Annotated in this window: 27 protein-coding genes and 1 tRNA gene; 18 read left to right on the forward strand and 10 right to left on the reverse strand. The window is 64.3% G+C overall.

Translation table 11 applies throughout. The features are described from left to right. Window positions 1-27: 27 nt before the first annotated feature. Genes ccmC through NUW51_RS02875 form a run of 7 tightly spaced genes read left to right on the forward strand, consistent with a single transcriptional unit; the run spans window position 28 to window position 4,803 of the window. On the forward strand, window positions 28-759 hold the full coding sequence (gene ccmC, locus NUW51_RS02845; RefSeq protein ID WP_265562561.1) for a heme ABC transporter permease CcmC: 732 nt from the start codon (window positions 28-30) through the stop codon (window positions 757-759). Further along, window positions 759-887 (forward strand): heme exporter protein CcmD, encoded by a 129-nt coding sequence (gene ccmD, locus NUW51_RS02850; protein WP_265562563.1) that lies wholly within the window; start codon window positions 759-761, stop codon window positions 885-887. Before ccmC ends, ccmD begins: the two co-directional genes overlap by 1 nt. Next, window positions 884-1,339 carry a cytochrome c maturation protein CcmE gene (ccmE, locus tag NUW51_RS02855; protein ID WP_265562565.1) on the forward strand — a complete coding sequence of 152 codons (456 nt, stop codon included), beginning with the start codon at window positions 884-886 and terminating at the stop codon, window positions 1,337-1,339. The genes ccmD and ccmE overlap by 4 nt, the downstream gene beginning before the upstream one ends. Beyond that, on the forward strand, window positions 1,336-3,273 hold the full coding sequence (locus NUW51_RS02860) for a heme lyase CcmF/NrfE family subunit (RefSeq protein ID WP_265562567.1): 1,938 nt from the start codon (window positions 1,336-1,338) through the stop codon (window positions 3,271-3,273). Before ccmE ends, NUW51_RS02860 begins: the two co-directional genes overlap by 4 nt. Further along, window positions 3,267-3,788, forward strand: coding sequence for a redoxin family protein (locus NUW51_RS02865; protein ID WP_265562569.1), 522 nt, complete (start codon window positions 3,267-3,269; stop codon window positions 3,786-3,788). The genes NUW51_RS02860 and NUW51_RS02865 overlap by 7 nt, the downstream gene beginning before the upstream one ends. Beyond that, window positions 3,785-4,171 carry a cytochrome c-type biogenesis protein gene (locus NUW51_RS02870; RefSeq protein WP_265562571.1) on the forward strand — a complete coding sequence of 129 codons (387 nt, stop codon included), beginning with the start codon at window positions 3,785-3,787 and terminating at the stop codon, window positions 4,169-4,171. The genes NUW51_RS02865 and NUW51_RS02870 overlap by 4 nt, the downstream gene beginning before the upstream one ends. After that, a complete protein-coding gene (locus NUW51_RS02875; RefSeq protein ID WP_265562573.1) occupies window positions 4,168-4,803 on the forward strand; it encodes a tetratricopeptide repeat protein in 636 nt (211 codons plus the stop codon). Before NUW51_RS02870 ends, NUW51_RS02875 begins: the two co-directional genes overlap by 4 nt. Here NUW51_RS02875 and ald read toward each other — a convergent pair. Then, window positions 4,782-5,891, reverse strand: a complete 1,110-nt coding sequence (gene ald, locus NUW51_RS02880) for an alanine dehydrogenase (RefSeq protein WP_265587910.1) — start codon at window positions 5,889-5,891, stop codon at window positions 4,782-4,784. The genes NUW51_RS02875 and ald overlap by 22 nt on opposite strands. A 125-nt stretch (window positions 5,892-6,016) precedes the next feature. Between ald and NUW51_RS02885 the strand changes: the two genes are divergently transcribed. The 3 genes from NUW51_RS02885 to NUW51_RS02895 are packed head-to-tail and all read left to right on the forward strand — an operon-like array spanning window position 6,017 to window position 9,044. Further along, window positions 6,017-7,930, forward strand: a complete 1,914-nt coding sequence (locus tag NUW51_RS02885) for a potassium transporter Kup (RefSeq protein ID WP_265562575.1) — start codon at window positions 6,017-6,019, stop codon at window positions 7,928-7,930. Window positions 7,931-7,962: 32 nt separating this feature from the next. Further along, window positions 7,963-8,529, forward strand: a complete 567-nt coding sequence (locus tag NUW51_RS02890; RefSeq protein ID WP_265562577.1) for a PRC-barrel domain-containing protein — start codon at window positions 7,963-7,965, stop codon at window positions 8,527-8,529. Beyond that, a complete protein-coding gene (locus NUW51_RS02895; RefSeq protein ID WP_265562579.1) occupies window positions 8,526-9,044 on the forward strand; it encodes a 2'-5' RNA ligase family protein in 519 nt (172 codons plus the stop codon). The genes NUW51_RS02890 and NUW51_RS02895 overlap by 4 nt, the downstream gene beginning before the upstream one ends. On the opposite strand, the gene NUW51_RS02900 is transcribed toward NUW51_RS02895, so the two are convergent. Further along, window positions 9,041-9,454: a DUF3775 domain-containing protein gene (locus tag NUW51_RS02900; RefSeq protein WP_265562581.1), complete on the reverse strand. Its 414-nt coding sequence runs from the start codon at window positions 9,452-9,454 to the stop codon at window positions 9,041-9,043. The two genes, NUW51_RS02895 and NUW51_RS02900, sit on opposite strands and share 4 nt — an antisense overlap. Window positions 9,455-9,591: 137 nt before the next feature. On the opposite strand from NUW51_RS02900, the gene NUW51_RS02905 reads away from it, so the two are divergent. Further along, a tRNA-Met gene (locus NUW51_RS02905) sits at window positions 9,592-9,668 on the forward strand. Window positions 9,669-9,728: 60 nt separating this feature from the next. Here the strand turns inward: NUW51_RS02905 and NUW51_RS02910 are convergent. Next, window positions 9,729-11,306: a PQQ-dependent sugar dehydrogenase gene (locus NUW51_RS02910; protein WP_265562584.1), complete on the reverse strand. Its 1,578-nt coding sequence runs from the start codon at window positions 11,304-11,306 to the stop codon at window positions 9,729-9,731. Window positions 11,307-11,427: 121 nt separating this feature from the next. Beyond that, window positions 11,428-12,585 carry a glutamate 5-kinase gene (gene proB, locus NUW51_RS02915; RefSeq protein WP_265562586.1) on the reverse strand — a complete coding sequence of 386 codons (1,158 nt, stop codon included), beginning with the start codon at window positions 12,583-12,585 and terminating at the stop codon, window positions 11,428-11,430. A gap of 284 nt (window positions 12,586-12,869) precedes the next feature. Between proB and NUW51_RS02920 the strand changes: the two genes are divergently transcribed. Next, a complete protein-coding gene (locus NUW51_RS02920; RefSeq protein WP_265562587.1) occupies window positions 12,870-13,649 on the forward strand; it encodes a pyrroline-5-carboxylate reductase family protein in 780 nt (259 codons plus the stop codon). Window positions 13,650-13,705: 56 nt separating this feature from the next. Further along, window positions 13,706-14,977, forward strand: coding sequence for a glutamate-5-semialdehyde dehydrogenase (locus tag NUW51_RS02925; protein ID WP_265562589.1), 1,272 nt, complete (start codon window positions 13,706-13,708; stop codon window positions 14,975-14,977). A gap of 63 nt (window positions 14,978-15,040) precedes the next feature. On the opposite strand, the gene NUW51_RS02930 is transcribed toward NUW51_RS02925, so the two are convergent. Both NUW51_RS02930 and NUW51_RS02935 read right to left on the reverse strand, forming a co-directional pair. After that, window positions 15,041-15,637 (reverse strand): SDR family oxidoreductase, encoded by a 597-nt coding sequence (locus NUW51_RS02930; protein WP_265562591.1) that lies wholly within the window; start codon window positions 15,635-15,637, stop codon window positions 15,041-15,043. 176 nt (window positions 15,638-15,813) lie between these two features. Continuing rightward, complete coding sequence (locus NUW51_RS02935) at window positions 15,814-16,443, reverse strand: GNAT family N-acetyltransferase (RefSeq protein ID WP_265562593.1); 630 nt, start codon at window positions 16,441-16,443, stop codon at window positions 15,814-15,816. Window positions 16,444-16,814: 371 nt separating this feature from the next. Between NUW51_RS02935 and NUW51_RS02940 the strand changes: the two genes are divergently transcribed. Then, window positions 16,815-18,446 (forward strand): winged helix-turn-helix domain-containing protein, encoded by a 1,632-nt coding sequence (locus tag NUW51_RS02940; RefSeq protein WP_265562595.1) that lies wholly within the window; start codon window positions 16,815-16,817, stop codon window positions 18,444-18,446. On the opposite strand, the gene NUW51_RS02945 is transcribed toward NUW51_RS02940, so the two are convergent. The 4 genes from NUW51_RS02945 to NUW51_RS02960 form a co-directional block, all read right to left on the reverse strand. Continuing rightward, the gene (locus tag NUW51_RS02945; RefSeq protein WP_265562597.1) at window positions 18,430-19,137 is read right to left on the reverse strand and encodes a TfuA domain-containing protein; all 708 of its coding nucleotides are present in this window, start codon (window positions 19,135-19,137) and stop codon (window positions 18,430-18,432) included. The genes NUW51_RS02940 and NUW51_RS02945 overlap by 17 nt on opposite strands. Continuing rightward, window positions 19,134-20,318 (reverse strand): YcaO-like family protein, encoded by a 1,185-nt coding sequence (locus NUW51_RS02950; RefSeq protein WP_265562598.1) that lies wholly within the window; start codon window positions 20,316-20,318, stop codon window positions 19,134-19,136. The genes NUW51_RS02945 and NUW51_RS02950 overlap by 4 nt, the downstream gene beginning before the upstream one ends. Then, a complete protein-coding gene (locus NUW51_RS02955; RefSeq protein ID WP_265562599.1) occupies window positions 20,272-20,523 on the reverse strand; it encodes a hypothetical protein in 252 nt (83 codons plus the stop codon). Before NUW51_RS02955 ends, NUW51_RS02950 begins: the two co-directional genes overlap by 47 nt. Before the next feature lie 83 nt (window positions 20,524-20,606). Further along, the gene (locus NUW51_RS02960) at window positions 20,607-20,972 is read right to left on the reverse strand and encodes a DUF1622 domain-containing protein (RefSeq protein WP_265562601.1); all 366 of its coding nucleotides are present in this window, start codon (window positions 20,970-20,972) and stop codon (window positions 20,607-20,609) included. A gap of 118 nt (window positions 20,973-21,090) precedes the next feature. On the opposite strand from NUW51_RS02960, the gene NUW51_RS02965 reads away from it, so the two are divergent. The 4 genes from NUW51_RS02965 (at window position 21,091) to NUW51_RS02980 (ending at window position 26,219) form a co-directional block, all read left to right on the forward strand. Beyond that, on the forward strand, window positions 21,091-22,707 hold the full coding sequence (locus NUW51_RS02965) for a serine hydrolase domain-containing protein (RefSeq protein WP_265562603.1): 1,617 nt from the start codon (window positions 21,091-21,093) through the stop codon (window positions 22,705-22,707). A 266-nt stretch (window positions 22,708-22,973) separates the two neighbouring features. Then, complete coding sequence (gene proS / locus NUW51_RS02970) at window positions 22,974-24,290, forward strand: proline--tRNA ligase (protein WP_265562604.1); 1,317 nt, start codon at window positions 22,974-22,976, stop codon at window positions 24,288-24,290. Beyond that, window positions 24,287-25,537: a lipoprotein-releasing ABC transporter permease subunit gene (locus NUW51_RS02975; RefSeq protein WP_265562606.1), complete on the forward strand. Its 1,251-nt coding sequence runs from the start codon at window positions 24,287-24,289 to the stop codon at window positions 25,535-25,537. The genes proS and NUW51_RS02975 overlap by 4 nt, the downstream gene beginning before the upstream one ends. Beyond that, the gene (locus NUW51_RS02980; protein WP_265562607.1) at window positions 25,530-26,219 is read left to right on the forward strand and encodes an ABC transporter ATP-binding protein; all 690 of its coding nucleotides are present in this window, start codon (window positions 25,530-25,532) and stop codon (window positions 26,217-26,219) included. The genes NUW51_RS02975 and NUW51_RS02980 overlap by 8 nt, the downstream gene beginning before the upstream one ends. The last annotated feature ends 14 nt before the right edge of the window (window positions 26,220-26,233 follow it).

The following is a 26,233-nucleotide window of genomic DNA, read 5'->3' on the forward strand; positions in this document are numbered from 1 at the left end:
GGCGAGGGGAAGGCTAGACAGGCCGCGATGCATCGTTTCGCCAATCCCGCCCGCTTCCTGAAATTCGCGCGTCCCGCCACCATGTGGACGTTATGGCCGGGCCTTGCCCTGACGTTGGCGGGGTTCATCGGCGGGCTGTTTCTGGTGCCGCCCGACTATCTTCAGGGTGATAATTTCCGCATTCTTTACCTCCACGCCCCGAGCGCCTGGCTTGGCATGGCAGGATGGAGCGGTATCGCCGTGTCGGCCATCGCCACGCTGGTGTGGCGCCACCCGCTCGCCAGCCTCGCGGGCCGCGCGGTTGCCCCCGTGGGCGCGACCTTTGCCGCTCTCTGCCTCGTCACCGGCTCGATCTGGGGGCGGCCGGCATGGGGCACGTGGTGGGAATGGGACGGTCGGCTGACCAGCATGCTGGTGCTCTTCTTCCTCTATCTCGCCTATATCGCGCTGGCCGATGCCGAACGCGTGCGCGGTCCCGACAGCGAAGGGCGGATCGCCGCCATTTTCGGGCTGGTCGGTGCGGTCAACCTGCCGATCATCCATTATAGCGTGAAATGGTGGAACAGCCTGCACCAGGCCAGTTCGATCAGCCTTATCGAAGGCAAGAGTACGATCGACGGATCAATGCTCTGGCCTCTCGCGCTCGCCTTTGTCGGCATGACGCTCCTGTTCATCGCCGTCACCTTGATGCGGATGCGTGCCGAAATCGCACGGGTCAAACTCGCCATGCGCCAACAGCGCCGCGCCACGGAGGCCTGATGTACTTCAGCGCTTATGTCATCGCCGCTTATGGCATTGGCATCGCCGCCATGGCGATCCTCACCGTGCAGTCGTGGCGCGCCATGCGCCGCGCCGAAGATGCCGCCGACAAGGAGCGCCGCCGATGAATGTAGCGCCCAAGAACCAGCGGCTGCTGTTGGTCATCCTCGCGATTGTCGCATTGGGCGGCGCGGCGCTGCTCGCGCTGTGGGGGCTGCAGGACCGCGCGGCCTATTTCGTCACACCGACCGATATCGCCGAGGGCGGGGTCGAAGCGGGGGTGCCATTGCGGCTCGGCGGGATGGTTGTCGAGGGGTCGATCGAGCAGGTCGCGGCCGCCGACACCGTGCGCACTGCCTTTCGCCTCGGGGATGGGGCGCATGAAGTGGCGGTGGCGCATACCGGTATCCTGCCCGATCTGTTCGTCGAGGGCTCGGGCGCGGTGGCCGAAGGTCGCCTGACGCCCGATGGCAGCTTCGAGGCGACGCGCATCCTCGCCAAGCATGACGAAAATTACATGCCGCCAGAACTGACCGAAAGCGCGAAGCGCGCCACTGGCAAGACGGTTTCAGGCGAATGATCGCCGAGCTGGGCCATGCCGCCTTGTGGCTGGCGATGGCGCTCGCAGGGTGCCAGGTGGCGCTTGCGCTGCTGCCCGGGGAGATGGCCGGACGCCTACGCGCAATCCGCCTCGTGGCCGTGGCCCAGGCACTCTTGGCGCTGCTGGCCTTTGGCGCACTGCTACGCGTTTTCTGGGTGACCGATCTGTCGGTCGAGCTGGTCGCAGCCAACAGTCATTCGGACAAGCCGCCCTTCTACAAGCTCGCCGCCGCTTGGGGAAACCATGAAGGCTCGATGCTTTTGTGGGTACTGCTTCTCTCCTTGTTCGGTGCAGCGATGGCCCGTTTCTCGCGCGGACTCGATGGCAAGGTGCTGCGCGGCGCGCTGGGGATGCAGGGCGGATTGGGGCTCGGTTTCTATGCCTTCCTCCTCCTCTCCTCCAATCCGTTTGCGCGGCTCGACCCGCCCGCGATCGAGGGCAGGGGACTCAATCCCTTGCTCCAAGACCCCGGCCTCGTCTTCCACCCGCCGATGCTCTACGTCGGTTATGTCGGCCTGTCGGCGGCATTCAGCCTCGCCATCGGTGCCATGCTCGGCGGCAAGGTCGATGCGGCATTGGCGCGCGCGATGCGGCCGTGGGTGCTCATCGCCTGGACGTTCCTGACCGCGGGGATCCTTGCGGGCTCCTATTGGGCCTATTACGAGCTGGGCTGGGGCGGTTACTGGTTCTGGGACCCGGTCGAAAATGCCTCTCTCCTGCCGTGGCTGGCCGCGACCGCGCTGTTGCACTCGGTCTCGGTGCTAGCCGCGCGCGAGGCGCTGCGCGCCTGGACGATGGTGCTCGCCCTCATCGGCTTCGCCATGTCGATGCTCGGCACCTTCCTCGTTCGGTCGGGGCTCCTGACCTCGGTTCACGCCTTTGCCGTCGATCCCGAGCGCGGCACTTTCATCCTTATCCTCATGGCGATCTATGTCGGTGGCGCCTTGGCGCTGTTCGGGGCGCGCATCGCCCATGTGCGCGAAGGTGCGCCGTTCGAGCCGGTCAGCCGTGAAGGCGCGCTGGTCGCAAACAATCTCCTCCTTTCGGTCATCCTCGCGCTGGTGCTGTTCGGTACCTTTTATCCGTTGGTGGCACAGGCGTTCGGGGCGTCCATCTCGGTCGGGCCGCCTTATTTCAACCTCGTCGCAGGCCCCTTGGCGCTACTACTCGTGACGCTCCTCTTCGTCGGCCCGCTGCTGACATGGAAGCGCCAGTCCAAGCGCCTGTCGAAAGGCGTCCCCGTCGCGCTTTGCGCCAGTGTGGCGATGCTCGTGGCGACTTTCGTCTTTGGCTGGTCGATGAGCCTGCTCGAGCGGCTGGGGCTTGTGCTCGGCGTTGGGCTCGTCATCGCGAGCCTGCTGCCGCTGGTCCGCCGCCGTCCGTGGCGCACGCCGGCGCCGGTCTGGGGGATGGTGCTGGCGCATCTTGGGGTCGGCATCCTCACCATCGGCATCGCCAGCGAAAGCGCCTTTACCAAGGAACGGCTTGCCGTCGCCCGCGTCGGCGAGCGGACAGAGGTTGGGCCCTATCTCGTCGAATTTCGCGGCGTCATGCCGGTGACCGGTCCCAACTGGACCGCGATCGAGGCCGATCTGCTCGCCACGCGCGGGAAGGGCGCGATACGCATGGCGCCCCAGCAGCGCCTCTTCAACGAGCCGCCGACCAATACCAGCGAAAGCGCGCTGCTGACCGACTGGGATGGGCAGCTTTACGCCACCGTGGGGCGCGGCAGCGCGGCCGAGGGATGGCAGCTCAGACTATGGTGGAAGCCGCTCGTGACCTTCATCTGGGGCGGCGGGCTGCTGATCGCGCTGGGCGGGCTGGTCGCCTTGCTTGGCCGCTCTTTGCGAAATGTCCGCTTGCGACGCGATCCGAGCGACGTGGATGGCTATCGGGAGAAGCGCACATGGTGAAACGCTACCTGCCGCTGATCCTCGTTCTTGCCGTCTTCGCCTTCATCGGATGGCGTCTGGCCGCCCCCAGCGACAAGCCCGACATTTCGAGCCGTCTCGTGGGACAGGCCGCGCCCGAGATTTGGCTTGAGCCGATGCTGGACGACAAGCCCGGGATCGCCTCGCTCGCGACCGGAGAGCCGCACCTCGTCAACCTGTTCGGCAGCTGGTGTAATCCGTGCATCGCCGAGGCGCCGCTGCTCGAGGGGCTCGCCATCCAAGGCGTACCGATCACCGGGATCGCGGTGCGCGACGAGGCGGGCGCGGTCCGCCGCTTTCTCGAGGATCATGGCGATCCCTTCACCGCGATCGGCAGCGACCCGCGCAGCGAAGCTGTTTTCGCGCTGGGGGCGACGGGGGTGCCCGAAACCTTCCTCGTCGATGGGGAAGGGATCGTGCGCGACCATGTCCAAGGGCCGCTGACGCGCGCGGACGTGGCTCGGTTGAAACAGCTCGTCGAGGAGTATCGCCGATGAGCCTTGCGCTACTACCCCTGCTGCTGGCGGCAGCCACGCCCGATTATGCGCATGTCCAGATCGAGGACCCCCGCGCCGAGGCGGAAGCCCATGCACTGATGCGCGAGTTGCGCTGCCTGACCTGCGAGGGCCAGTCGATCGCCGAGAGCGATGCCGACATGGCCGCCGACATGCGCCGCCTCGTGCGCGAGCGCATCGCGGCGGGCGAGCAGCCCGAAGAAGTGCGGGGCTGGCTGGTCGACCGCTATGGCGGCGCGGTGAGCTATCGCCCGGTGACGAGCGACCCGGTCGCCTGGCCGCTGTTCATCGTGCCGCTGTTGCTGCTGCTGCTCGCGGGATGGATGGTGCGCGGGCGGTTCAAGCGCGGGAGCGAGGACCGATGACAGGCCTGCTTCTCCTGCTGCTCCTCGCCCTGCTCGTGATGGCCGCGCTTTTCGTCGCGAAAGTGCGGGGCCCCGCGCTCAGCCTCACCGCCGCCGCATTGCTGTTCGGCGGGGCGGGCTATGCGCTCACCGGCAACCCGGGGCTCGAGGGGAGGCCCGTCGCGAGCCGCCCGCCCTTGCCCAGCCCCCTGTCGCTGAAAGGCGCGCGCGAGGCTTTCTACGGTCGGTTTACCTGGCTCGACCAGTGGGCGATCCTGTCGGAGAGCTATGCCGCGCGCGGGGCGACCCAAGACGCGGCGGGCATCTTGCGCTCGGGCCTTCGCGAACATCCGCGTAGCGGCGCGCTCTGGTCGCTCTATGGCAATGCGCTGGCCGATCATGCGGGAACCCTGACGCCCGCCGCCGAGCTCGCCTATGACAAGGGGATCGCGCTGGCACCCGATCATCCGGGTCCGCGTTTTTTCAAGGCGCTCGCGCTGTTGCGGAGCGGCGAGGCGGAGGCCGCCCTGCCGCTGCTCGACGAATTGGCCGAAAACGCACCCGCCGGGGCCGACTGGCGCCCCCTCGTCGAAGGAGCGCGCAGCCTGGCCCAGGCGAGCGTCGACCAGCCTCAGGCCGCGACCGGCTCGTAAGGCAGGTCGGGGAAGGCTTCGGCCACCGCCGCGTGACGAATCTTGCCGTCGGAGACGTTGAGGCCGTTCGCAAGGTGCGGATCGGTCGCCATGGCGAGCTCTGCGCCCTTGTCGGCGATCGCCACCGCGCCCGGCAGCGTCGCATTGTTGAGCGCGAAGGTGCTCGTACGCGCCACCGCGCCCGGCATGTTCGCAACGCAATAATGGATGATGCCGTCGACTTCGTAGACGGGATCGTCATGGGTGGTGGGCTTGGAGGTCTCGAAGCAGCCGCCCTGGTCGATGGCGATATCGACGATGACGCAACCGCGCTTCATCTTCTTGAGCATGTCGCGGCTGACGATCTTGGGCGCCGCCGCCCCCGGCACTAGCACCGCACCGATGACGAGGTGGCTCTCCTCGAGCGCCCGTTCGATCATCGGCTTGGACGCATATTGCGTCTTAATGGTCGAGCCGAAATGCAGGTCGAGTTCGGCAAGGCGATCGGGGTTGATGTCATAGATGGTGACATCGGCGCGCATGCCGGTCGCCATCATCGCCGCGTTGATGCCGGCGACGCCGCCACCGATGATCGCGACCTTGCCCGGGTTCACGCCCGGCACGCCGCCGAGCAGGATGCCACGACCGCCCTGTTCCTTTTCGAGATAATGCGCGCCCGCCTGGATCGCCATCCGGCCCGCAACCTCGCTCATCGGCTTCAACAGCGGCAGCGTGCCCGCCGGGCTCGTCACCGTTTCATAGGCGATGCAGGTCGCACCGCTTTCGATCAGACCTTCGGTCTGCGGTCGGTCGGCGGCGAGATGGAGGTAGGTATACAGGATGTGCCGCGGCTCGAGCATGGCGACTTCCTGCGGCTGCGGTTCCTTGACCTTCACGATCATGTCGGCGGCTTCGAACACCGACTTGGCGTCGGGCATGATCTTGGCCCCGGCGGCGACATAATCGTCGTCGCTGAAGTCGATCCCCATGCCCGCCTTGGTCTCGACGAACATCTCATGGCCGCGCGCGGCGAGATGGGCGACCGACGAGGGCGTAAGGCCGACGCGATATTCGTGGTTCTTGATTTCCTTGGGCACGCCGATGCGCATGCTCATGTCTCCTCTACTGACAATGGCCGCGCCTATAGCCAGCAAATGCCACTTTGTCGCGTCGATTGCGACCAACGACGAGCGCTGCTAATGCGCGGCGACAATTTCGGAGTCTCGACACCCGCATGAGCGATGCTGCCAACGGCCATCATGGCCCATCCGGCTCGACTGCCAAGCTGGCGGCGGGCGCGGTAGGAATCGTTTTCGGCGACATCGGCACCTCGCCGATCTACGCCTTTCGCGAGACCTTTGCTGGCCATCATATGCTGGTGCCCGACGCGCTGCACATCTACGGTGTGCTCAGCCTCATCTTCTGGTCGATGATGGTCATCGTGACGTTGAAATATGTCATGATCATCACCCGCGCCGACAATAAGGGCGAAGGCGGGAGCCTCGCGCTGCTCGCTCTGTTCACCCGCGAGGGTGGGGGCAGCGGCAAGAGCTGGTCGCGTGGCATCATCCTGCTCGGCGTTTTCGCCACCGCGCTCTTCTATGGCGACAGCATGATTACCCCGGCCATCTCGGTCCTGTCGGCAGTCGAGGGGTTGACCACCGTCAATGCCGGCATGGCGCCCTTCGTCATTCCCATCGCGCTGGGAATCCTCATCGCGCTTTTCTCGATCCAGCGGCGCGGCACGGCGGGGATCGCGAAATTCTTCGCCCCCGTCATGATCGTCTATTTCCTGGTTCTTGCCGCCATGGGGCTGTTGCACATCGGTGATCACCCGGCGGTGATTTGGGAAATGCTCAATCCGTGGAATGCGGGGCGCTTCTTCGCGCTCGAGCCGACGCGCGCGCTGTTTGCGCTGGGTTCGGTCGTGCTCGCCGTCACGGGGGCGGAGGCGCTCTATGCCGACATGGGCCATTTCGGGCGTGGCCCGATCAAGATCGCCTGGATCCGCTTCGTCATGCCCGCGCTCCTCCTCAATTATCTCGGGCAGGGCGCGCTGATCCTGTCGGCACCCACGCTCGCGGGGGCCGAGGAACTGGTCGCCAATCCCTTCTTCCTGATGGCGCCCGACATGCTGCGCCTGCCGCTGGTGCTGCTCGTCACCATCGCCACCATCATCGCCAGCCAGGCGGTCATCACCGGCGCCTTCTCGGTCACCCAGCAGGCGATCCAGCTGGGCTTCATCCCGCGCCTTCGCATTCTTCACACCAGCGAGGATGCCGCAGGACAAATCTACATTCCTGCAATCAACTGGCTGCTGCTCGTCGCCGTCACCGTTCTCGTCATCAGCTTCGGGTCGAGCTCGAACCTCGCCGCAGCCTATGGCATCGCGGTAACGGGGGCGATGCTGATCGACACGGTGCTGATCGCGGTGGTGCTCCTTTACTTGTGGAAATGGCGCAAGCGCTACGTGCTGCCGCTGCTCGCGCTCTTCTTCGCGGTCGATATCCTCTATTTCGGCGCCAACCTCCTCAAGGTGCCCGAGGGGGGCTGGTTCCCGCTGCTCATCGGGGCGATCGCCTTTACCTTGCTCACCACCTGGGCGCGGGGCCGGGCGCTGCTGCGGCGGCGCCTCGACGACGATGTGATGCCGGTCGACCTGTTTATCAAATCGGCCTGCCCGAGCGCGACGCGGGTACGTGGGACGGCAATCTTCCTGACGACCGCGACCAAGGGCATTCCGCCCTCGCTCCTGCACAATCTGAAACACAATAAGGTGCTGCACGAGCGCACCGTGCTGCTCACCGTGAAAATCGAGGACCGGCCGCGCGTCAGTGCCAAGAAACGCGCCAGCGTCGAGGCGTTCGGCGAAGGATTTTATCGCGTCATCCTTCACTTCGGTTTCATGGAGGACGTGAACCTGCCCCGGACGCTTCAGCACGTGCGCGGGCTCGGCGGACCATGCAAGCAGATGGAAACGAGCTATTTCCTCGGCCGCCAGACGCTCATTCCGGACAAGGGCTCGGACATGGTCGGCTGGCGCGAGAAATTGTTCGCCTGGATGCTGCGCAATTCCGAAAGCGCGATGACCTTCTTCAAGCTGCCGGCCAACCGCGTCGTCGAATTGGGTAGCCAGGTGAAGATCTGAAACGGCGGGCATCGCTCGCGCATTGAGGCGGGATGGAAGACATCGCCCGTCTCATCGCCCCCGTCGCCATCACGCTGGCCGCGTTGATCACCGCCTCCAATCTCGGGGCGCGGATCACGGGGATCGGCTTCGTTATCTTCACCATCGGTTCGGTCGCCTGGTTCATCGTCGGCCTGACGACAGGGCAGGGCGGCCTGATATGGCAGAATATCATCCTCTTTTTCATCAACCTGTTCGGGGTCTGGCGTTGGCTCGGTCGACGGGCCGCCATGCAAAAAGGAGGCGAAGAGGCGCAAAGGATGAGCGAGGAGCGAGATGGGCAGGGACTCCTTCCGCTATCTACGATCGTCGGCATGGATCTTCATGCCCCCGATCGCTCGAAGGTCGGGACGGTGGTGGATGCCATGCTCGGCGAACGCGACGGGCGCCTTTCCTATGCGATCGCTTCTTCGGGCGGGGTCGCGGGGGCGGGAGAGACACTTCATCGTATCGACTGGCGCGACATGAGGTGCGATGAGGGCGTGCTGTCCTTGCGTAATACGGCGCGCCCGCTCGATGCTCGCCCGAAGGTCGAGCGCGACCATTGGCCGAGCGCATGAGCGGCGCGCTCATCGTCACCGCCGCGCTCGGCAAGGCCGACCATGCCCGGCTGACCGCCGAGCGAACCGCGCATTTTCCGCCTGAACGTAACTATCTCGACGCGCATCTCACCATGTTTCATGCACTGCCACCGGGGAGCGAAGATGAGGTGCGGGGCGTGCTGTCACGGCTCGCGCGCGAGCATCGGCCGCCTGCTGCGACATTGGCGTCGCTCATGTCGCTGGGGCGCGGGGTGGCCTATCGCGTGGAAAGCGACGAACTGAAGCGGCTGCGGGCGTTGATCGCCGATCATTTCCGCGGACTGCTCACCGCGCAGGACGCCGGCGGCTGGCGTCCGCATGTCACGATCCAGAACAAAGTGCCTCCCGCCGAGGCAAAGGCTCTCTTGGCACGCAAACAGGCCGAGTTCGAGCCGCTCCCACTCGCCGTCGCAGGGCTGGCGCTGCATCGTTACATGGGCGGGCCGTGGGACGCGCTGGGGCGCTGGTCCTTTTCGGGTAACGCTCGGGCTTAGGTGACCGAGCCGACGCCGTCGCAGTCGAGGTCGAACACGGCCATGCCCTGTTCGAGCATCGAGGCCAGCATCGGGGTTTCGAGCAACGTGTCGACGATGTCGCTCTCTTCCGCGGCGGTCTCGAGCGCTTCCTTCCACTCGCTTTTCTCATAATCACCGCGCCCGAGCATGACGAAGGCGAGGACTTCGGCCTGCTGGTCGTCGGCGAGATCGTCGATCACGCCGGCCAGCTCTTCCTCGACACTGGTGTTGATGTCGTCGTCGAGCACCGAAAAGGCCTCGTCGTCGTCGTCGCCGTCGACATTGTCGGGGCTCTCGTCGCTATCGTAATTTGTCGGGATCTGCGCTTCATATTCGCGGGCGCGAAGGATGATGCGGCAGAGCGTGTCGATCGGTGTTGCGGGTGTCATCAGGCTACGACTTTCGAATGTTCGAATTGCCTCTCCAACGAGGCGTGAAGAACCCGGTTCCAAAGCGATTGACGAACCTTCGAGGCCTTACTATAGGCCCCTTCGCACCGACCTTCAGCGGTCGGCAGCCTCGATGGGGCGGAGTAGCTCAGCTGGTTAGAGCAGCGGAATCATAATCCGCGTGTCGGGGGTTCAAGTCCCTCCTCCGCTACCATTTTTTCACGACATTCCTCGCTACGTCCCCATGACGCCATTTACACGTCGGGGCGAGACGCTATTTGAGCGCCTCGATCACCGCATCGATCTCCTCGTCGCTGAGACCTGGATCGGGCATGGTCGAACCAGGGGCGAAAGACTGCGGATCGCGCAGGAATTGGCGCAAGCGTTTCTCGTTCCACTTCCCACCTTTCTGCCGAAGAGCGTCCGAATAAGACGCGCCATCGATTTCCGCGACATTGCGCCAATAGGTCGTGATGAGGGGCGGGGCACCACTGGGGGAGACATGGCGCCATTCGTGGCATTGCGCGCAAGCCGCCAGCACCTCCGGCATCGTCTCATTCTCGGCGGCGAGGTCGCGCGTCAGCCGAATGACGCGGGCCTCGCCGTCGGGCTTGATCAACAAGTCGCCATTGGACGCCTCGATCACGTCGCGAACGCGCGTGCCGACAAAGAATGCCTCGGCCATGACGACACTGAGATCGGACTTGAGCCGCAGTCGGAAGATGCGACCGTAAAGGCTGCCGAAGAGGAAATCGCCACGCCACGCTGGGAAACCCCGTCCTTCGAGCCGCAAAAGGCCTGAAGGCGCGGTTCCGGGTGGAAAGGCGAACTGGGGCTGTGCGTAGCGGTCATGGCGGCCCGTCTCCTCGGCGGGAGGCCATTTGAAGGCCGCATAGTTGGTGCCGAACGTTTCGCGCGGCCAGCCATAATCCTCGTTATCGCGGATGACGTTGATCTCGTCGCCGCCACGCGGTCCATGTTCGATCATGACCGGCTCGCCCGATGGCCCGATGGCCATGCCGCTCGGATTGCGATGGCCCTTGCTATAGTGGCGCGCCGCCCCGCTCTTGAGGTCGAGCACGATGGTCTTGCCATAGTCGACCGCATCGCTCTGCGGATCGATGAACGAGCCATCGTAATTGCGCTCGCCGGTTTCCAGATCGATCGCGACGAGGTTCTCGGGGACCTCTCGCCCATCGGTCCCAAGACTGACGATGTCGTAATGGGCTTCGCCGACACCAAGAAGCAGGCGATCGTCGTCGAGAAACGCCATCGATCCGCCGAGTTGCCCCGGGTTGCCGCGCGGTGTCAGACAGGGATTTGTTTCGTACAATTGCTGCCAGGGAGCGGTGACGTCGACCTGCCCGTCGCTACCCGTGAATTCGAGCCGCGAGAGCGCCAGCGTGAAGCAACCAAGATCGACATGCGGGTTGAAATGCGAGACATATACTTCCCACCGCGATGGCGCGATTTCTCGCATGACGAGATCTTCGGTCCCGACGAAATGGTCGAACTGGTCGGTGGTCATGACGTCGCGGGCCGCCATGAAGTCGAGCACCGGCGGCAGGGCCAAGGGTTCGAAGGCCTCTCCGCCCGCTGCGAGCCAGTGGAAGCTGCCGTCGCTGTTCATCAGGATGATGTCGTCATCCCAGGCGGCGAAGCCTCCGCCTCTGCCCTCGTCGAGGGGCGCCTCGATGTCGCTGCGCTCGAGGGCGTGCAACATCGAAAGGATGTCGCGACTTGCCTCGTCCTTCTGCTTGTTGCGCTCGACGTAGAGATAGGCCGCAACGGCCCATATTGCGACGGCAATCACAAGCAGGATTACCCTGCGCGTGGTCTTCGTAAGCTTCACCGACCCCGACCCCCTGTTCAGCGGACATTCCATGCATCGTGACCAAGCGTCGCCGCGAAGGCAAGGTGAACCGTCGCGCCCACCTTTCAATCAAACGGGGCCGGGCGGGGTGGAACGTGCCTCAGGCAGGCGCTGACAGCAGACTTTCCTCGGGCTGGTCCCACGAAAGATTATGCTCGCCGAGGAGGACGAAATCGCGATCGGCGATGATGTCCGAATTGCTGTTGTAACCGAGGACATCGCCCACTTCCTCGCCTTCGCAACGCACCAGCAAGGCGGTCTCGTTCGAGGAGAAGTTGGTGAGGCCGCGACCGATTTCCACCCCTTGCTCGTCATAGACGTGAAGCACGTCGCCCTTCTGATATTCGCCGCTGGTGGCGAGGAGGTCGGTGGTGCCAATGCCCTGCGTCCCGGCGCGGAGCCCCTTGGCCGCCTTGGCTGTCACGGTGACACTGCCCGCCATCTGCAGGCGGTCGGTAAGCCACACACGCCACGCCGACTGGGGGTCGCCATGGGCAAGGCAATGGGTGTGACGGCGTTTCCCCTCCAGCACCGAGGAAATCGGGCGCTCGATGATGCCTCTGGCGATGCGAGCGCTGGCGCCTGCATTCTGCGCCATGTTGGCGGCCTGCATCTTGGTCAGCATCCCGCCCGAGCCGAGCAGCCCCTTGCCGCGCGTGGCGTCGAGGAAGTCGGCGACATCGGTCACCTCGCTGACGAATTGCGCGCCTTCTTCGTGGGGAGGGCGGTCGTAGAGACCGTCGATATCGGTCAGCATGACGAATTCCTCGGCATGGATCATTTGCGCGACCTTGGCGGCGAGCCGGTCATTGTCGCCGACCCGGATTTCCTTGGTCGTGACCGTGTCATTCTCGTTGACGATGGGCAGGATGCCGTTCTTCAGCAACCGCTCGATGGTGTTCTTGGTGTTGAGATAGCGGCGCCGGTTTTCCATTTCCTCGGACGTCAGCAATACCTGGGCGATACCAATCCCGAATTCGAGCGCGACCTGCTTGTAGGCGTTGATGATAAGCGGCTGCCCGCAGGCGGCGGCCGCCTGCTTGTCCTGTAGCCCCGCATCCTCGGGGCGCACCCCGATCATGTCCAGCCCGATCGCCGCCGCCCCTGACGAGGTCAGGACGACCTCATACCCCTTCGCACGCAACGCTGCGATGTCTGCCATCAGTCCGTGCAGGAAGGCGAAGCGCGGTGCGCGTTCCTGTGCGCTGACCACGAGGCCGCTGCCGACCTTGATCACGATCCGCTTGTTCTTGCTCACAAAATTCCTCCAATTCGATTTCGCTATGAAACTAAAGGATTTTTCCAAAATAATCAAACGCGAGAGATAGAGGTTCCAAGTACTACGTAAGTAAAAGAGCGAAACCGTAGTAAAGCTTAAGTGGAGACGTGAAAATTTTACGCCTGTTCTCAGATCGACTTGTATTTACATATATCCGTCGTTCCTGTGGTTGAAATCAGCGCATTTCACCTTTATTGTCTATATAGATTTCGAACGATAAAAACTGCGCGCAAATATTTGTTTGCGGGGGAGAAAAGATAAAGATGAAAATTTTGATGGCCGGATGTGGGAACATGGGGGGCGCGATGCTGTCGCGCTGGACGGGGGGCGAGCTTCCCGCGATCACGGTGGTAGACCCTGCCGATATCGACACGCCCAAGCGAGTTCGCCATGTCCGTTCGATCACGGACCTGAAAGGCGAACGTTACGACGCGCTCATCGTCGCGGTGAAGCCGCAGATGATGGAAGATGTCCTGCCGCCCTATGCAACGCTGCTGCGGCCCGGCGCCTTCGCGCTGTCAATCGCTGCCGGCGTGTCGGCGAGCCGGATTTCGGGCCTCTTGGGCGGGCTGCCTGTCGCTCGGGTGATGCCCAACCTTCCCGCCGCTTGCGGCGAAGGAATGAGCGCCGTTTTCGCGCAGGACGGCATCACCGCGACGCAGAAGATCCTTGTGACGCGCTTGGTCTCGGCCACTGGCGAGCTCGCCTGGCTGGAAGACGAGGGGCGGATCGACATGTTTACTGCGCTTGCCGGATCGGGGCCGGGCTATGTCTTCGAAATCATGCGGACGCTTCAGGAAATCGCCGAGGAGCGCGGTTTCACCCAAGCCGAGGCGCGCAAGATCGCGGTCGAGACCGTTGCCGGTGCAGGCGCGATGGCAAGGCAGGACGAGCGCTCGCTCGAACAGTTACGCAACGACGTGACCAGTCCCGGCGGGACGACCGATGCCGGGCTGACGGTCCTGCGCCGCGAGGGTGGGGTCGGAAAAATCCTCGAGGCGACCGTCGATGCCGCCTTCGACCGTGCGGTCGAGTTGCGCTGACCAAGCGCGCCCGCACGACCATGACCAAAGAGAATATAGATCGGAGAACCGACACTATGGCCGATATTGAGCCGACCAATCCCGTAACCTATGTGGACGAACTCGCCCGCCGCGCCCGGCGCGCAGCCGCAAGGCTCGCGACCGCGACCACGCAAGAAAAGAATGACGCCATCCGCAAGGGCGCCGACGCGCTGATCGAACGCAACGATGCGATCCTTCGTGCCAATGCGCGCGATGTCGAAAATGCGCGCGCCGCCGGAAAGAATGCCGCCTTCATCGATCGTCTTGCACTCGACAAGGATCGCATCGAGGCGATGGCCGATGGCATGCGCACCGTGGCGCAGCTGGACGATCCGGTGGGCCGCAACCTGGCGACCTTCGACCGCCCGAACGGGCTCAGGATCGAGCGCGTTGCCGTGCCGATCGGCGTGATCGGCATGATCTACGAATCGCGTCCCAATGTGGGCGCCGATGCCAGTGCGTTGTGCCTCAAGAGCGGTAATGCGGTGATTCTGCGCGGTGGCTCGGACAGCCAGAATAGCGCACGCGAGATCAATGCCGCGATCGCAGAGGGGCTAAGCGGCGCCGGGCTGCCCAAGGAAGCCGTGCAGGTCATCGGGACCACCGACCGTGCCGCGGTCGGCGCGATGCTCGAGGCGGTCGGCAAGATCGACCTCATCATTCCGCGCGGGGGCAAGTCGCTCGTCGAACGAGTGCGCGACCAGGCCAAGGTACCCACGCTTCTCCACCTCGACGGCAATTGTCACAGCTATGTCCATGCCGACGCCGACCTCGAAAAGGCAGCCGACGTTGTCCAGAATGCCAAGCAGCGCCGTTTGGGTGTCTGTGGTGCGACCGAGAGCCTCGTGGTGGACCGCTCGGTTGCCGCTGAGTTCCTGCCGATGCTCCAAGGGAAACTCGGCGACTGCGAATTGCGCGGCGACGAGGATGCCATGCGCATCCTGCCGGGGATCACGGCAGCGACCGAGGCCGACTGGGATACCGAATATCTCGACAATATCCTGTCGGTGAAGGTCGTCGGCGGTCTCGATGAAGCCATCGACTTCGTGAGCGAACATCATTCGGGTCACACCGATGCGATCCTGACCGAAAACATGGCAGCCGCACACCAGTTCATGACCCGCGTCGACAGCGCGGTGGTAATGCACAATGCCTCGACCCAATTTTCGGATGGCGGCGAGTTCGGCATGGGCGCCGAGATCGGCATCGCGACCGGCAAGATGCACGCCCGCGGTCCCGTCGGCCTCGAGCAATTGTGCAGCTTCCACTATCGCGTCCATGGCGAAGGGCAAACGCGCCCGGCCTAGGATCCGTAGAATACAATCAAAACGGGCCCCGACAGCGATGCCGGGGCCCGTTTCATGTCGCCATCAGTTGCTCTGGAGCTCGACCACCTTGTTGCGGAGCATGTCATTGTCGACGGCGCGCGCCAGTACGGCGGCTACGTCGCCGCGATGGGCCTTGCCTTCGGGGTCGACGTCGTCGCCAAGCGTCAGGTTGCGGTTGCCGTCCTCCTCGGTCAACGCCACCGGGCGCAATATGACATAATCGAGGCCAGAGGCCTTGAGATGTTCGTCGGCGGCATGCTTGGCCTTGAGATAATGAGCAAGGTCGCTGTCGGGGTCGGGGTCGCCCGCGCCGATCGAACTCAACATCACGAACCGCTGCACGCCCTGCGCCTTGGCGCGGTCGATCAGGGCCTTGGCGCCGTCCCGGTCGACCTTGTCGGTCATTTCCTCGCTCGTGTCGCCGCCCGAACCGGCTGCGAAGATCACGACGTCGGCCCCCTCGCACACATTGTCGGCGAGATCGGTAAGGTCGGCGGTGCGTGTTTCGACGCCTTGCGGCAGGACCGACGTATCCGATCCGTCGCGGATCATGGCGATGGGATGATGCCCGGCCTCGTCGAGTTGCCGGGTGAGGCGGGCGCCGGTGTTGCCGGTCGCGCCGGCGATCAGAATATTCATGAAAAGGTCCTGCTGTTGGAAGTGGGTTCTCTTCCTCCAACGGGCCGTCTTGATAGGTGATCCGTCTTGCCGCGCCTGTTGCGGCAGATACCAATGGAAATGGGGCAGCCCTCACCCAGAACTGCCCCACCCCCGTGCTTCACGCGCGATATAGGAAGATGCGAGCGGGTTTCCCCCTAATATTCGCGCGCGAAGAGGATGGCCCGAAAACCGCGGTAGATGCGCTCGTCATAAGCGCGGAACCCCAGCTTGCGGGCGATGTGGATCGAGGACAAATTCTCATGATGCACCATCGCGACGGTGCGCGTGGCGATGAGACGGTCCTCGGTGAATTCGAGTGCGGCTTGCGCGGCTTCCTGCGCATAGCCGCGGCCCTGGAAAGGCTTGCGGATGGTCCAGCAGGCTTCGGGGCAGCCGTCGAAGCCGGCACCGATCTCGCGGTTGAAGTTGCCGAAACCGACCTCGCCGACGAAATGGCCGCTATGCTTTTCGAACACGGCGAAGAGACCGTAATCGAGCAGCGTCCAATGACCGACCTGACGGCACAGCCGCGTGAACGCTTCGTCCGAGCCCATCGGGCCACGGTCCGAATAGGTAAAGGCGTCGGGATCGGCGAGCATCGCCGAATAAGCGGGAAGGTCCTCGATCGTGACGGGGCGCATCTGCAGCCGCTCGGTCTCGACGAAGCATTCGGCAAAGATGAGATCCTTGGCGACATCCTTGGTGATGTCGCGCATCGCAGCATGGGCGAGCATCTGGCTCAGCTTGCCGTCGACGGCCTCGTTCATCTGGTCGGTGTCGAACATCTTTTTTCCGCTCCTACACTCTACGCTCGTTGGAGGCGGACGAACCTTCTAGGGGTGCGGTTCGTCCGCTCATCCCTGCTTCAGGCAACGAGGACATCCTGCGCTGCGGGGGCGTCGGCGCCCATGATGCTGATGGTGCCGCCGAAGGTGCTGGCGGTAAGGACGATGGCCAGAAGGCCGATGAAAGCTTGATTGAACATTTCGCGTCTCCCTTTTGGTGTCTCGAACCCTGCTCGGTCTCGACATCCTCCTTCTACGGTGTCGGGGACCCGACATCTTGAGCGTCAAGCCAAAAGAATCTGACTCAGAATCTTTTCAGAATTGGCAGAATGCTCTAGGAAACGGTCTTTGCTCGGGTGTTAGGGACGACAATGGTGACGGGGCGGCGGGCAACCATTGCGATCGGAGAGTATCGCATCGACAGGGGAGACGAGCGTGTCTCCGGCCCGACGGGCCCGCTCAAACTCGGCAACAAGGCGTATCAGGTTCTGCTCGCGCTGGCCGAACGCGAGGGGCGCCTCCTCACCAAGGATGCGCTGTTCGAAACCGTCTGGGACGGGATGGCGGTCAGCGAGTCGGCGTTGACGACGACGATCCGCGAGCTCCGTCGCGCGCTGGGCGATGATCCGCGCCATCCACGCTATATCGAGAGTGTCTATGGGCGCGGGTACCGTCTCGTGGCGCCCGTGCATCGCGAAGAAGTTTCCGACGCACCGCCGCCGCCCGGCGCGGTTGCCGACCCCGCTGCTGGCGACACCGCGCCGAGCCTCGCGGTCACCAGCGTGCCGTCCAGCACCACCACCCTCGACACCAATGTAAAGGGGCTCGCTGCAGGGCGCCCCCCGCGTATCGTGGTCGGCGAATTTCGCGATGCGGCGGTGGCCGAAAAGCACCCCTATCTCGGTACCTCCATGCGCGAGGAAGTGCTGCTCGGCCTGTCGCGCTTTCGCGAAATCCAGGTGGTCGATTCGCCGCTTTCGAAAGATGATTTGCGCGCGCGCGACTATCGGCTCGATGTAAGCTTCCTGCCCGCGCCGCAGGGGGCCAAGGCCAATGTCCGGCTGCACCGCGCCGAGGATGGCGGCATCGTCTGGGCCGAGATGATGCTGATCGAAGACGAGGGCGTGGGCGCCGGGGTCGAGGCGATCGTGCGCCAGATCGTCGGCGCCGTCCTGCCCGCGCTCGACCAGGACATTTCCATCGGCATTGGCGACAGCACCGGCACGCTGTTCGACCGTTACCTCGTCGCCAAGCGCAACAGTTTCGAGGCACAGGACCGCGCCTCGGCCGAGGATGCGGCGCGCCAGCTCGAGGCGATCATCGCCGAAAAGCCCGATTTCGCGCTCGCCTATCCGCCGCTCTGCCGGCTCTACAATATCGACTACGGCTATACTGCGCTCGGATCCACCGGACCAGTGGAGCGCAAGCGCGCGCTCGAACTCGCCAAGGCGGGTCTGGCGGCCGATCGCAGCCACGCTCATGCCTATGTGCTGCTGGGCTTCTGCCATCTCTATCACGCCGAGTTCGATCAGGCGCAGACCTGTTTCGAGCATGCCTTGAAGCGCAATCCGTTCAATCCCGACCGATTGAACGAGGTCGCCACTGGCATGACCTACCTGGGCGATTTCGACCGTGCACGCGCATTGTTCGAACAGTCGACCGAGATGCAGCCCTTTGCCGACGATAACAGCCAGGAAGACCTCGGCCGCCTTGCCATGCTGGAAGGTGATCTCGATAAGGCGCGCGGTCATTTTGCGCAGGTCACCGTCGCCTCGATCTGGTCGCAGTTGTGCACGGCCATTACGCTTCGCGAAAAGGACAAGGCACGCAGCCGCAAGGCGGTCGCGCGCTGGAAAGCCCGAGTCCACGAGGGTTGGCATCGCCCGATCCCGCCGACCGACGACGAGATCATTGCCTGGTTCCGATTCCACCACCCGTTCCGCGACGATGCCGGCAAGACCTACGTCGATCTCGTCACCGAGGCGCTCACCGACAGCGATTGAGACCGTCGCGGAGGGTGCGCAGGAAATGCGTTTCGGGCGGCGGTGATGGGGGCAATGAGCACGCAGGTCGTGCATCGGCCAGTGCCAGCGCGATGCTGCGTTCGGCGTCCAGCGCCTTGAGCGGCACATGCGCCGCTTCGATCCGGTCGAGCAGTGCGGGGGGCAGGTCGTCCGCCGCCGCGCGCATCACCGGCCATTCGCGATCAACATAATGGATATCGTGCCAGCGGGCCCGCAGGTCTCGTGCTGCGGCCGGAGAGAGGATCTCGTCGCGCACGAGTCGGCATAGCGTGGCGCGCACCTCGACCATGGGCACGCTGACCGGCTGCCAGCCGATCCGCGCATCGCCATGGACCAGCGCCACTTCGTCATCGCCGATGAGCAAGCCGCTTCGATAGGCCTGCGCAATATGGCCGAGCGGGACCATGCCGAAAGGAGCCAGTTCGGCGGCGCGCAACGCCCCCATGCTCGATGCGCCATAAAGTCGCGTGCCCGCTGCCATCAGTGCAAGCGCTTCCTTATGCATCACTGCGGCGCGCTCTTCAAACAGGCCGTCGAGCAACAGGACCTTGGCGGGCGCTTTTTCGATCAGCGAGAGCAGGTCGCCACTCACGGCCGGAGCGCGCCAGTCGAGATGAGGGAAGGCGGCGCGCAGTGCGCGCGGTGCCGATGGGCCGGCGAAGACGATCATCGCGGGTCTTTCACCATGGAGCCCATGCCGGGGACGAAGGCGCGGACGACGTGGAAGCCTTCGGGCCGAGCGATGGGGAGGAATGCAGGCACTTCGCGATGCGCCGCTTCGACGGCGCCAGCAATGGTGCTGAAACGCGCCGCGCAAGGCGCAATGGCGTCGAACGACGTGCGTCCCATGCCGGGCGGGCGCGGCGGGGCGAAGGCGGACAGGATGCCGCGCGAGGGATCGGTGTAGAGCCATGGCCAGCAATCGTCGCGCGCCCCTGCGATGAAGGTGAGGCGGCTTTGCAATGCCTCGGCGAGCGCCTGGAACAGCGCGATGGCAGGGTCGGGATGCGCGGCATGGCCGACGGTCGCCGCATAGGGCGCGGCGCGCTTGGCGCCGTCGGACAGGCTGGCGGCGATGACGGGCACCCCGCTGGGCGCTGGAAAATGGAAAAGGCGGAGTCGGATCGCGCGTTCGCTTAGTCGGTCTTGAAGCGCCGTAAACCAGTCGAAGTCGATACCCGACGGCATGATCTCGCATCCGAGCCGCTCTTCGTCGTCCAAGAGACGGAAGCGGGCGAGGGCGTCGCGTTCGACCAGCTCGAGCAGCGCGGCGCGGCGGGCGTCTTCTTCGCTGACACCGGTGGCAAGCCCCGCGCTGGCGCGTTCGAAGCGCGTGCCGAGGTCACGGGTAAAATCGAGCGAGACGCTGACGAGAGGGAGGTAGAGGCGGCGCCCATCGAGACGCTCAGCGTCGATCCACCTGATGGGCAGCGCGGGATCGGGAGGCGAGGCGCGATCACACGCGACGTCGCCAAGATCCGCGAGCCGTTCCTTTTGAGGCAGATCGCGCCAGCAGCATTCGGGGCCCGGGGCATCAAATTGTTCGGCGGCCTGGCTCTCGATGGCCTCGAGCATCGCACCGAGGCGGGCGTCGTCGTGACTGGCACCTTTGCCCTGATGCACCGACAGGGCGCGCGACATCGGGCGCACCGCCTGCCAGACGGGCAAGCCGATGCGATCGAGGCGGGTGACATCGGCGAGCCGGGTGATGCCCGCTGCCTCGCCTGCCGCCCAAGCACGAGCGAGCAGCGCCGCCGACGCGGGGCGCTGCTCGTCCCTTGGTGCGATTGAAAGGTCGACGGGCTCAGCCGCCGGGGCGTTCGCCCGTGTTGACGCCATCGAATTCGACATCGGTGAAGTTCACCGCCTTGTACCAGGTGTGCGGCTTTTCTTCTTCTTCCTTGAACTTGGACGCCATCAGTTCGACGCCCTCTTCCTCTTCCTTGTCCTTGGCTTCGGCAGGGTCGTAGACCCACAACTTGCCCTTGGTCAGGTAATAGGTATCGCCCACCTTGATGACGAAGCGGTTCATCTTCTTCTTGTCGTGGTCACTCATCTCTTGTCCCCTTGTTCACACGCTCGCGGGGCAGACTGTAACAGCTTTGCAGTCGGGTGTGCAGCGTCAAGAATCGCGTGTTTTCAGCGGACTTGGGAATCCTGTTCGTTCATCATCCGGCGCCGCCACGGCAAGACACCCTCGATCTCGGTCTCGAGACTGAAGGACAGGAAAGTGCGAATGAGGACGATTAGTCCTAGGAGCCCGACCGACTCCCATGTCAGCGGGGAGGTCACAGTGAAGATGATGTCGGCAGCGACCAGCAATTCGAGCCCGAGGAGGATGCCGCGGCCGAGATTGGCGCGGAAGCTTTCGTAGGCCTCGCGGTTCGCGCTTTCCGCAATACAGCGGCGTGCATACAGGAAGATGGCGATGAGGATGCCGAGGCAGATGATCGCCACCCCGGCCAGTTCGATGATTTCGGCGATAGCGGGCAATAATTCGTGCAAACCATGTCCTTTCAGCGTCGCAACGATGCAGGTCGTGCGGAAGTTTCACTTGCTTCTACCGTCTTGCCGTATTAGTCCAGCAATACAGTGTAAGATCGCAAACAGGGATGAAAGAGAAATGATCGACTTGATGACGGGCGCTGCGGCGCTGGCGATAGCGGCAAGCTCTCCGGTGGATGGCGACCAGCTTCTCGCCGACAACTATGACGCGGGCGGTCCCGGCATGGCCGCGCTGGTGGTGAGCGATGGCGAGACGCTCTATTCCGGAGCACGGGGCATGGCCGATATCGAGGCTGGTCGCCCGCTCGAGCCGGGCACTGCCTTTCGCTACGCCTCCATCTCCAAGCAGTTCGCGGCGGCGATGATCGTCCACCTCGTCGAGGGAGGACGCCTGTCCTACGACGACCAGCTGGTCGACCTCCTGCCGAACATGCCCGAGGCTTGGCGCGGGGTGAGCCTGCACCATCTCCTCAACCATAGCTCGGGGATAAAATCCTATACGAGCATCCCCGAGATCATGATGAAGACCGGCGACATCGGGCCGGTGACCACCGCCGAACTGATCGACATGTTCGACGACTATCCGCTCGACTTCCAGCCGGGCACCCAGTGGGAATATAACAATAGCGGTTATATCCTGCTCGGGGCCATCATCGAGGACGTGACGGGCAAGCCATGGCACGTGGCGATCGACGAGACGCTGCTCGCGCCCAACGGCATCGAGGGTATCTATTATCTCGAAGACGAGTCGACCCTGCCGATCCTCGCGAAGGGCTATACGGGTGGTACCGACACGCTCGCGCAGCCGATTCACATGAGCCTGCCGCATGCCGCGGGGGGACTTGCCGGTACGCTCGAAGGGCTGCGTGCCTGGACCATGGCATTGCACGGCGGGAAGATCGTCTCGCCGCGCTCGCTCGCCCGCATGACCTCGCCGACCCGGCTGCATTCGGGCGAGACCGAACCTTATGGCTATGGCCTCCAGATCGAGGAGGTGCGCGGCCATGAGATGATCGGCCATGGTGGCGGCATTTTCGGCTTCTCGACCTTCGCTTATTATCTTCCGAGCGAGCAGATGTTCGTGGCTGCGATGGCGAACAGCGACGGCTTGCCGACGGGGTCGATGGTAATTGCGCGCAAGCTGGGCGCGCAGGCGCTCGGCACGCCTTATCCCGAGATCGTCGCGGTCGATACCGACGCCGCGATCCAGCCGGGCTGGGAAGGGCGCTATGAGTTTGCCGATGGCGTGATCCGCAATTTCTATCGTGACGGCGACACGCTCTACATGCGCCGCGAGGGCAGCCGCGCGATGGAGGTCGTCGGCGACGGCAGCGGGCGCTTCGTCTATCCAGGCAGCCTGAGCTATTTCGATCTCGGGCCGGATGGCGAGACCATTCGCTTTCACGGCGATGGCGAGATGGAGGGCGTCGGCGGCACGCGGATCGGCGATGTCGAGCGCGCCGAGGCAATCAGGCTCGACGAGGCGCAGGCCACGCGGCTGGCCGGGACCTATGTCCTCGACGTCGGCAACCTCGTCTTCGCCATCGAGGAAGACGGCAGCCTCAGCGCTCGCCTCGGTGACCAGCCGGCGATCCCGGTGACCGCGACCAGCCCGATGCAACTCGTCAACGAAATGCTGGGCGTGACCTTCGATTTCGAGATGGGCGTCGCCTTGGCGCGGTCGGTCAGCCTGCGACAGGGCGGGGCCGAGCTCAGCGGCGAGCGCGTCGACTAGGAACGAGAAACGCCCGGGCAGTGGAGTGCCCGGGCGTCCTTGCGTGACGATTGCTCGTCAGCCCCCGATTGCCGATACGAAGAGCGAGTTCGTGCGGACGGCCCATTGGCTAGATCGTCAAAGGCGATTCTGTCACCCCTTCATGTCGCTTTTGCACCACTTTGCCCGATGTTGTTGTAACTGCGCCACGCATGGGAGCGCGATTGAAATGCGTGCACAAGCCCCCTAGAGCGAGGGCGAACACCTTACAGCGAAAGTCACCATCCGTGCGCCTGTCCCGCTCCTTTCTCCCCGTCCTCAAGGAAAGCCCCTCGGGGGCCGAAGTCGCCAGCCACAAGCTGATGTTGCAGGCGGGCCTCATCCGCCAGACCAGCGCCGGTATCTACGCCTGGCTCCCACTCGGCATCCGCGTGCTCCGCAAGATCGAGCAGATCGTGCGCGAGGAACAGGACAAGGTCGGCCAGGAAATGCTCATGCCGACCATCCAGCCCGCCGACCTGTGGAAGGAAAGCGGCCGCTATGATGCCTATGGTCCCGAGATGCTGCGCATCGAGGATCGCCACGGTCGCGAGATGCTCTACGGCCCGACCAACGAGGACATGATCACCGCGCTGTTTCGCGACGATGTGAAATCCTACCGCGAGCTGCCGCGGATGCTCTATCACATCCAGTGGAAGTTCCGCGACGAGGTCCGTCCCCGTTTCGGCGTGATGCGCGGGCGCGAATTCCTCATGAAGGACGCCTATAGCTTCGACCTCGACGAGGCGGGCGCCAAGGTGAGTTATTATCGCCAGCTGCTGGCCTATCTGCGCACCTTCAAGCGCATGGGCATCAAGGCGGTGCCGATGCAGGCCGACAGCGGTCCCATCGGCGGCAAGCTGTCCCACGAATTCGTCGTCCTCGCGCCTTCGGGCGAGAGCGAGGTGTTCTACGACGGCAAGATCGAGGAGGTGGATCTCGAGCGCGAGGGCCTGTCCTATGACGATGCCGAGGCGCTGGAGACGCTCTTCAAGGAAGCCACCGGCGTCTACGCGCGCACCGACGAGACCCACGAGGAGCAATATTGGGCCGAGGTGCCGGCGGATCGCCAGCGCACCGGGCGCGGCATCGAAGTCGGGCACATTTTCTATTTCGGCGAGAAATATTCGCAGGCGATGGGCCTCAAGGTCTCGGGTCCCAACGGCGAGATCGTGCCGATGATGGGCAGCTACGGCATCGGCGTCAGCCGTCTCGTCGGCGCGATCATCGAGGCGAGCCATGACGACAATGGCATCGTCTGGCCCGAAGCCGTCGCACCCTTCACCGTCGGCGTCGTCACGATGCGCGCCGATGACGAGGCGACCGTCGCTGCGGCGGACGACATCTACAAGGCGCTCACCGACGCCGGTGTCGAGACGCTCTACGACGACCGCGACGAACGCGGCGGCGTGAAGCTCGGTGGGATGGATCTGATGGGCCTGCCCTGGCAGATCGTCATCGGCCCGCGCGGCCTCAAGGACGGCGTCGTCGAGGTGAAGAGCCGCAAGACCGGGGAGCGTCATGAATTGACGGTTCAGGACGCCATCGCCAAGTTCGCTTCATGATCCTTTCCGCCCATGAGCGCATGATCGCTCGCCGTTATCTGCTGCCGCACAAGGGCGAGGGGTTCATCTTCCTCGTCGCGGGCTTCTCGGTCGTGGCCGTCGCGCTCGGCGTCTTCGCGCTGATCAGCGTGATGAGCGTTATGAACGGCTTTCGCGCCGACCTCTTCGATCGCATCGTCGGCCTTAACGGTCATGCCATCGTGCAGGGCTATGACGGACGTCTCGACGATTGGGAGGGCATCGCGCAGGAGGCCATGACGCTTCCCGGCGTGACCGGCGCCACCCCGCTGATCGAGCAACCGCTGATGGCCTCGTCCAACGGTCGCGTCGAGGGCATTCTCCTGCGCGGCGTTCGGGTCGAGGACATTCGCTCGAACGAGCTCATCACCGAGAATGTCACCGCCGGCAGCATCGCCGAACTCGTGCCCGGCTCGAACAATGTCGCCATCGGCGGGCGGCTCGCCAATGCGCTCGGCGCCTATCCGGGCGCGGAAATCTCGCTCATCAGCCCCGAGGGGCGCTCGACCCCCGTCGGCACCGTGCCGCGCATCGTCACCTATCGCGTCGCCGCCATCTTCGAGGTCGGCGTCTACGATTATGACAAGGCCTTCGTGGTTATGCCGATCGAGGATGCGCAGACCATGCTCATGCTCGGCGATGCTGTCGCGATGGTCGAGATCGAGGTCGACCAGCCCGACAAGGTCGACCAGATCATCGCGCCGCTGATGCCGAGCCTTACCGGCAAGGGCGTCGTGGTCGACTGGCGCCAGATGAATTCGGCGCTGTTCGAGGCGCTGGAGGTCGAGCGCGTCGTCATGTTCGTCGTGCTGTGCATCATCATCCTCGTCGCTGCCTTCAACATCGCTTCATCGCTGATCATGCTGGTGCGCGCCAAGCGCCGCGACATCGCCATCCTGCGTACGATGGGGGCGAGCCGGGCGGGCATGACCCGCATCTTCATGTCGGTCGGCCTCATCATCGGCGCCGTTGGCATCATGTTGGGGGCGATCCTCGCTGCGATCTTCCTGTTCTTCCGCCAGTCGGTGGTGAATTTCATCCAGCTCGTCTCGGGCGCCGAACTGTGGGATCCGAGCGTGCGCTTTCTGTCCGAACTGCCGTCGAAGACCGATCCTTTCGAGGTCGCCGCGATCATCCTCGTGACGATCCTGCTCGTCTTCCTGGCTACCCTGTTCCCGGCGCGAAAAGCCGCCGCGACCGATCCCGTCGAGGTGCTGCGTTATGAGTGAGCCCGTCCTTCAGACCGCGGGGCTCAAGCGCAGCTTCACGCAAGGGCATGTCACAATCGACGTGCTGCGCGGCGTCGACCTCACCATCCAGCCGGGCGAAATCGTCGGGCTGCTCGGGCCCTCGGGCTCGGGCAAATCGACGCTCCTCCAAGCGGTCGGTCTGCTAGAAGGCGGATTCGAGGGCTCGATCAAGATCGGCGGCGTCGAGGCCGCGAACCTGTCGCAGCACGAGCGTACCGAGATGCGCCGCGACATGCTCGGCTTCGTCTATCAGTTCCACCACCTGCTGCCCGATTTCGACGCCAGCGAGAATGTGATCCTGCCCCAGCTCATCCACGGCGCGCCCCGCGGCGAGGCGGAAGCGCGCGCGAGCGAATTGCTCGAACGGCTCGGCCTCGGCGAGCGCATGGATCATCGCCCTTCCAAGCTGTCCGGCGGCGAACAGCAGCGCGTGGCGGTCGCCCGCGCGCTGGCCAATCGCCCCCCGCTCATCCTCGCCGACGAGCCCACCGGCAATCTCGACGAGGCGACGAGCGAACGTGTCTTCGCTGCCTTCCTCGAACTCACCCGTGCCGAAGGGTCGGCCGCGCTGGTGGCGACACATAACGAGGCGCTGGCGGCGCGGATGGACCGCGTGGTCCGCCTGCACGACGGCAAGCTGGGGCCGGGCCTGACCTTCTAGACCGAGGAGACGAG

It is taken from the genome of Sphingomicrobium arenosum, assembly GCF_026157085.1.
Lineage (GTDB): Bacteria > Pseudomonadota > Alphaproteobacteria > Sphingomonadales > Sphingomonadaceae > Sphingomicrobium > Sphingomicrobium arenosum.

What these genes read in the sequence shown, in the direction of transcription:
- NUW51_RS02865 (WP_265562569.1), top strand. Translation starts at nt 3,267, where the DNA reads ATGGTGAAACGCTACCTGCCGCTGATCCTCGTTCTTGCCGTCTTCGCC.
- NUW51_RS02980 (WP_265562607.1), top strand. Translation starts at nt 25,530, where the DNA reads ATGAGTGAGCCCGTCCTTCAGACCGCGGGGCTCAAGCGCAGCTTCACG.
- NUW51_RS02935 (WP_265562593.1), bottom strand. Translation starts at nt 16,443, where the DNA reads ATGTTCGACACCGACCAGATGAACGAGGCCGTCGACGGCAAGCTGAGC.
- NUW51_RS02925 (WP_265562589.1), top strand. Translation starts at nt 13,706, where the DNA reads ATGGCCGATATTGAGCCGACCAATCCCGTAACCTATGTGGACGAACTC.
- NUW51_RS02930 (WP_265562591.1), bottom strand. Translation starts at nt 15,637, where the DNA reads ATGAATATTCTGATCGCCGGCGCGACCGGCAACACCGGCGCCCGCCTC.
- NUW51_RS02875 (WP_265562573.1), top strand. Translation starts at nt 4,168, where the DNA reads ATGACAGGCCTGCTTCTCCTGCTGCTCCTCGCCCTGCTCGTGATGGCC.
- ccmC (WP_265562561.1), top strand. Translation starts at nt 28, where the DNA reads ATGCATCGTTTCGCCAATCCCGCCCGCTTCCTGAAATTCGCGCGTCCC.
- ald (WP_265587910.1), bottom strand. Translation starts at nt 5,891, where the DNA reads ATGCGCATCGGCGTGCCCAAGGAAATCAAGAACCACGAATATCGCGTC.
- ccmE (WP_265562565.1), top strand. Translation starts at nt 884, where the DNA reads ATGAATGTAGCGCCCAAGAACCAGCGGCTGCTGTTGGTCATCCTCGCG.
- NUW51_RS02900 (WP_265562581.1), bottom strand. Translation starts at nt 9,454, where the DNA reads ATGACACCCGCAACACCGATCGACACGCTCTGCCGCATCATCCTTCGC.
- NUW51_RS02955 (WP_265562599.1), bottom strand. Translation starts at nt 20,523, where the DNA reads ATGAGTGACCACGACAAGAAGAAGATGAACCGCTTCGTCATCAAGGTG.
- NUW51_RS02895 (WP_265562579.1), top strand. Translation starts at nt 8,526, where the DNA reads ATGAGCGGCGCGCTCATCGTCACCGCCGCGCTCGGCAAGGCCGACCAT.
- ccmD (WP_265562563.1), top strand. Translation starts at nt 759, where the DNA reads ATGTACTTCAGCGCTTATGTCATCGCCGCTTATGGCATTGGCATCGCC.
- NUW51_RS02975 (WP_265562606.1), top strand. Translation starts at nt 24,287, where the DNA reads ATGATCCTTTCCGCCCATGAGCGCATGATCGCTCGCCGTTATCTGCTG.
- NUW51_RS02965 (WP_265562603.1), top strand. Translation starts at nt 21,091, where the DNA reads ATGATCGACTTGATGACGGGCGCTGCGGCGCTGGCGATAGCGGCAAGC.
- NUW51_RS02940 (WP_265562595.1), top strand. Translation starts at nt 16,815, where the DNA reads ATGGTGACGGGGCGGCGGGCAACCATTGCGATCGGAGAGTATCGCATC.
- NUW51_RS02885 (WP_265562575.1), top strand. Translation starts at nt 6,017, where the DNA reads ATGAGCGATGCTGCCAACGGCCATCATGGCCCATCCGGCTCGACTGCC.
- NUW51_RS02945 (WP_265562597.1), bottom strand. Translation starts at nt 19,137, where the DNA reads ATGATCGTCTTCGCCGGCCCATCGGCACCGCGCGCACTGCGCGCCGCC.
- NUW51_RS02920 (WP_265562587.1), top strand. Translation starts at nt 12,870, where the DNA reads ATGAAAATTTTGATGGCCGGATGTGGGAACATGGGGGGCGCGATGCTG.
- NUW51_RS02890 (WP_265562577.1), top strand. Translation starts at nt 7,963, where the DNA reads ATGGAAGACATCGCCCGTCTCATCGCCCCCGTCGCCATCACGCTGGCC.
- NUW51_RS02860 (WP_265562567.1), top strand. Translation starts at nt 1,336, where the DNA reads ATGATCGCCGAGCTGGGCCATGCCGCCTTGTGGCTGGCGATGGCGCTC.
- NUW51_RS02870 (WP_265562571.1), top strand. Translation starts at nt 3,785, where the DNA reads ATGAGCCTTGCGCTACTACCCCTGCTGCTGGCGGCAGCCACGCCCGAT.
- NUW51_RS02950 (WP_265562598.1), bottom strand. Translation starts at nt 20,318, where the DNA reads ATGTCGAATTCGATGGCGTCAACACGGGCGAACGCCCCGGCGGCTGAG.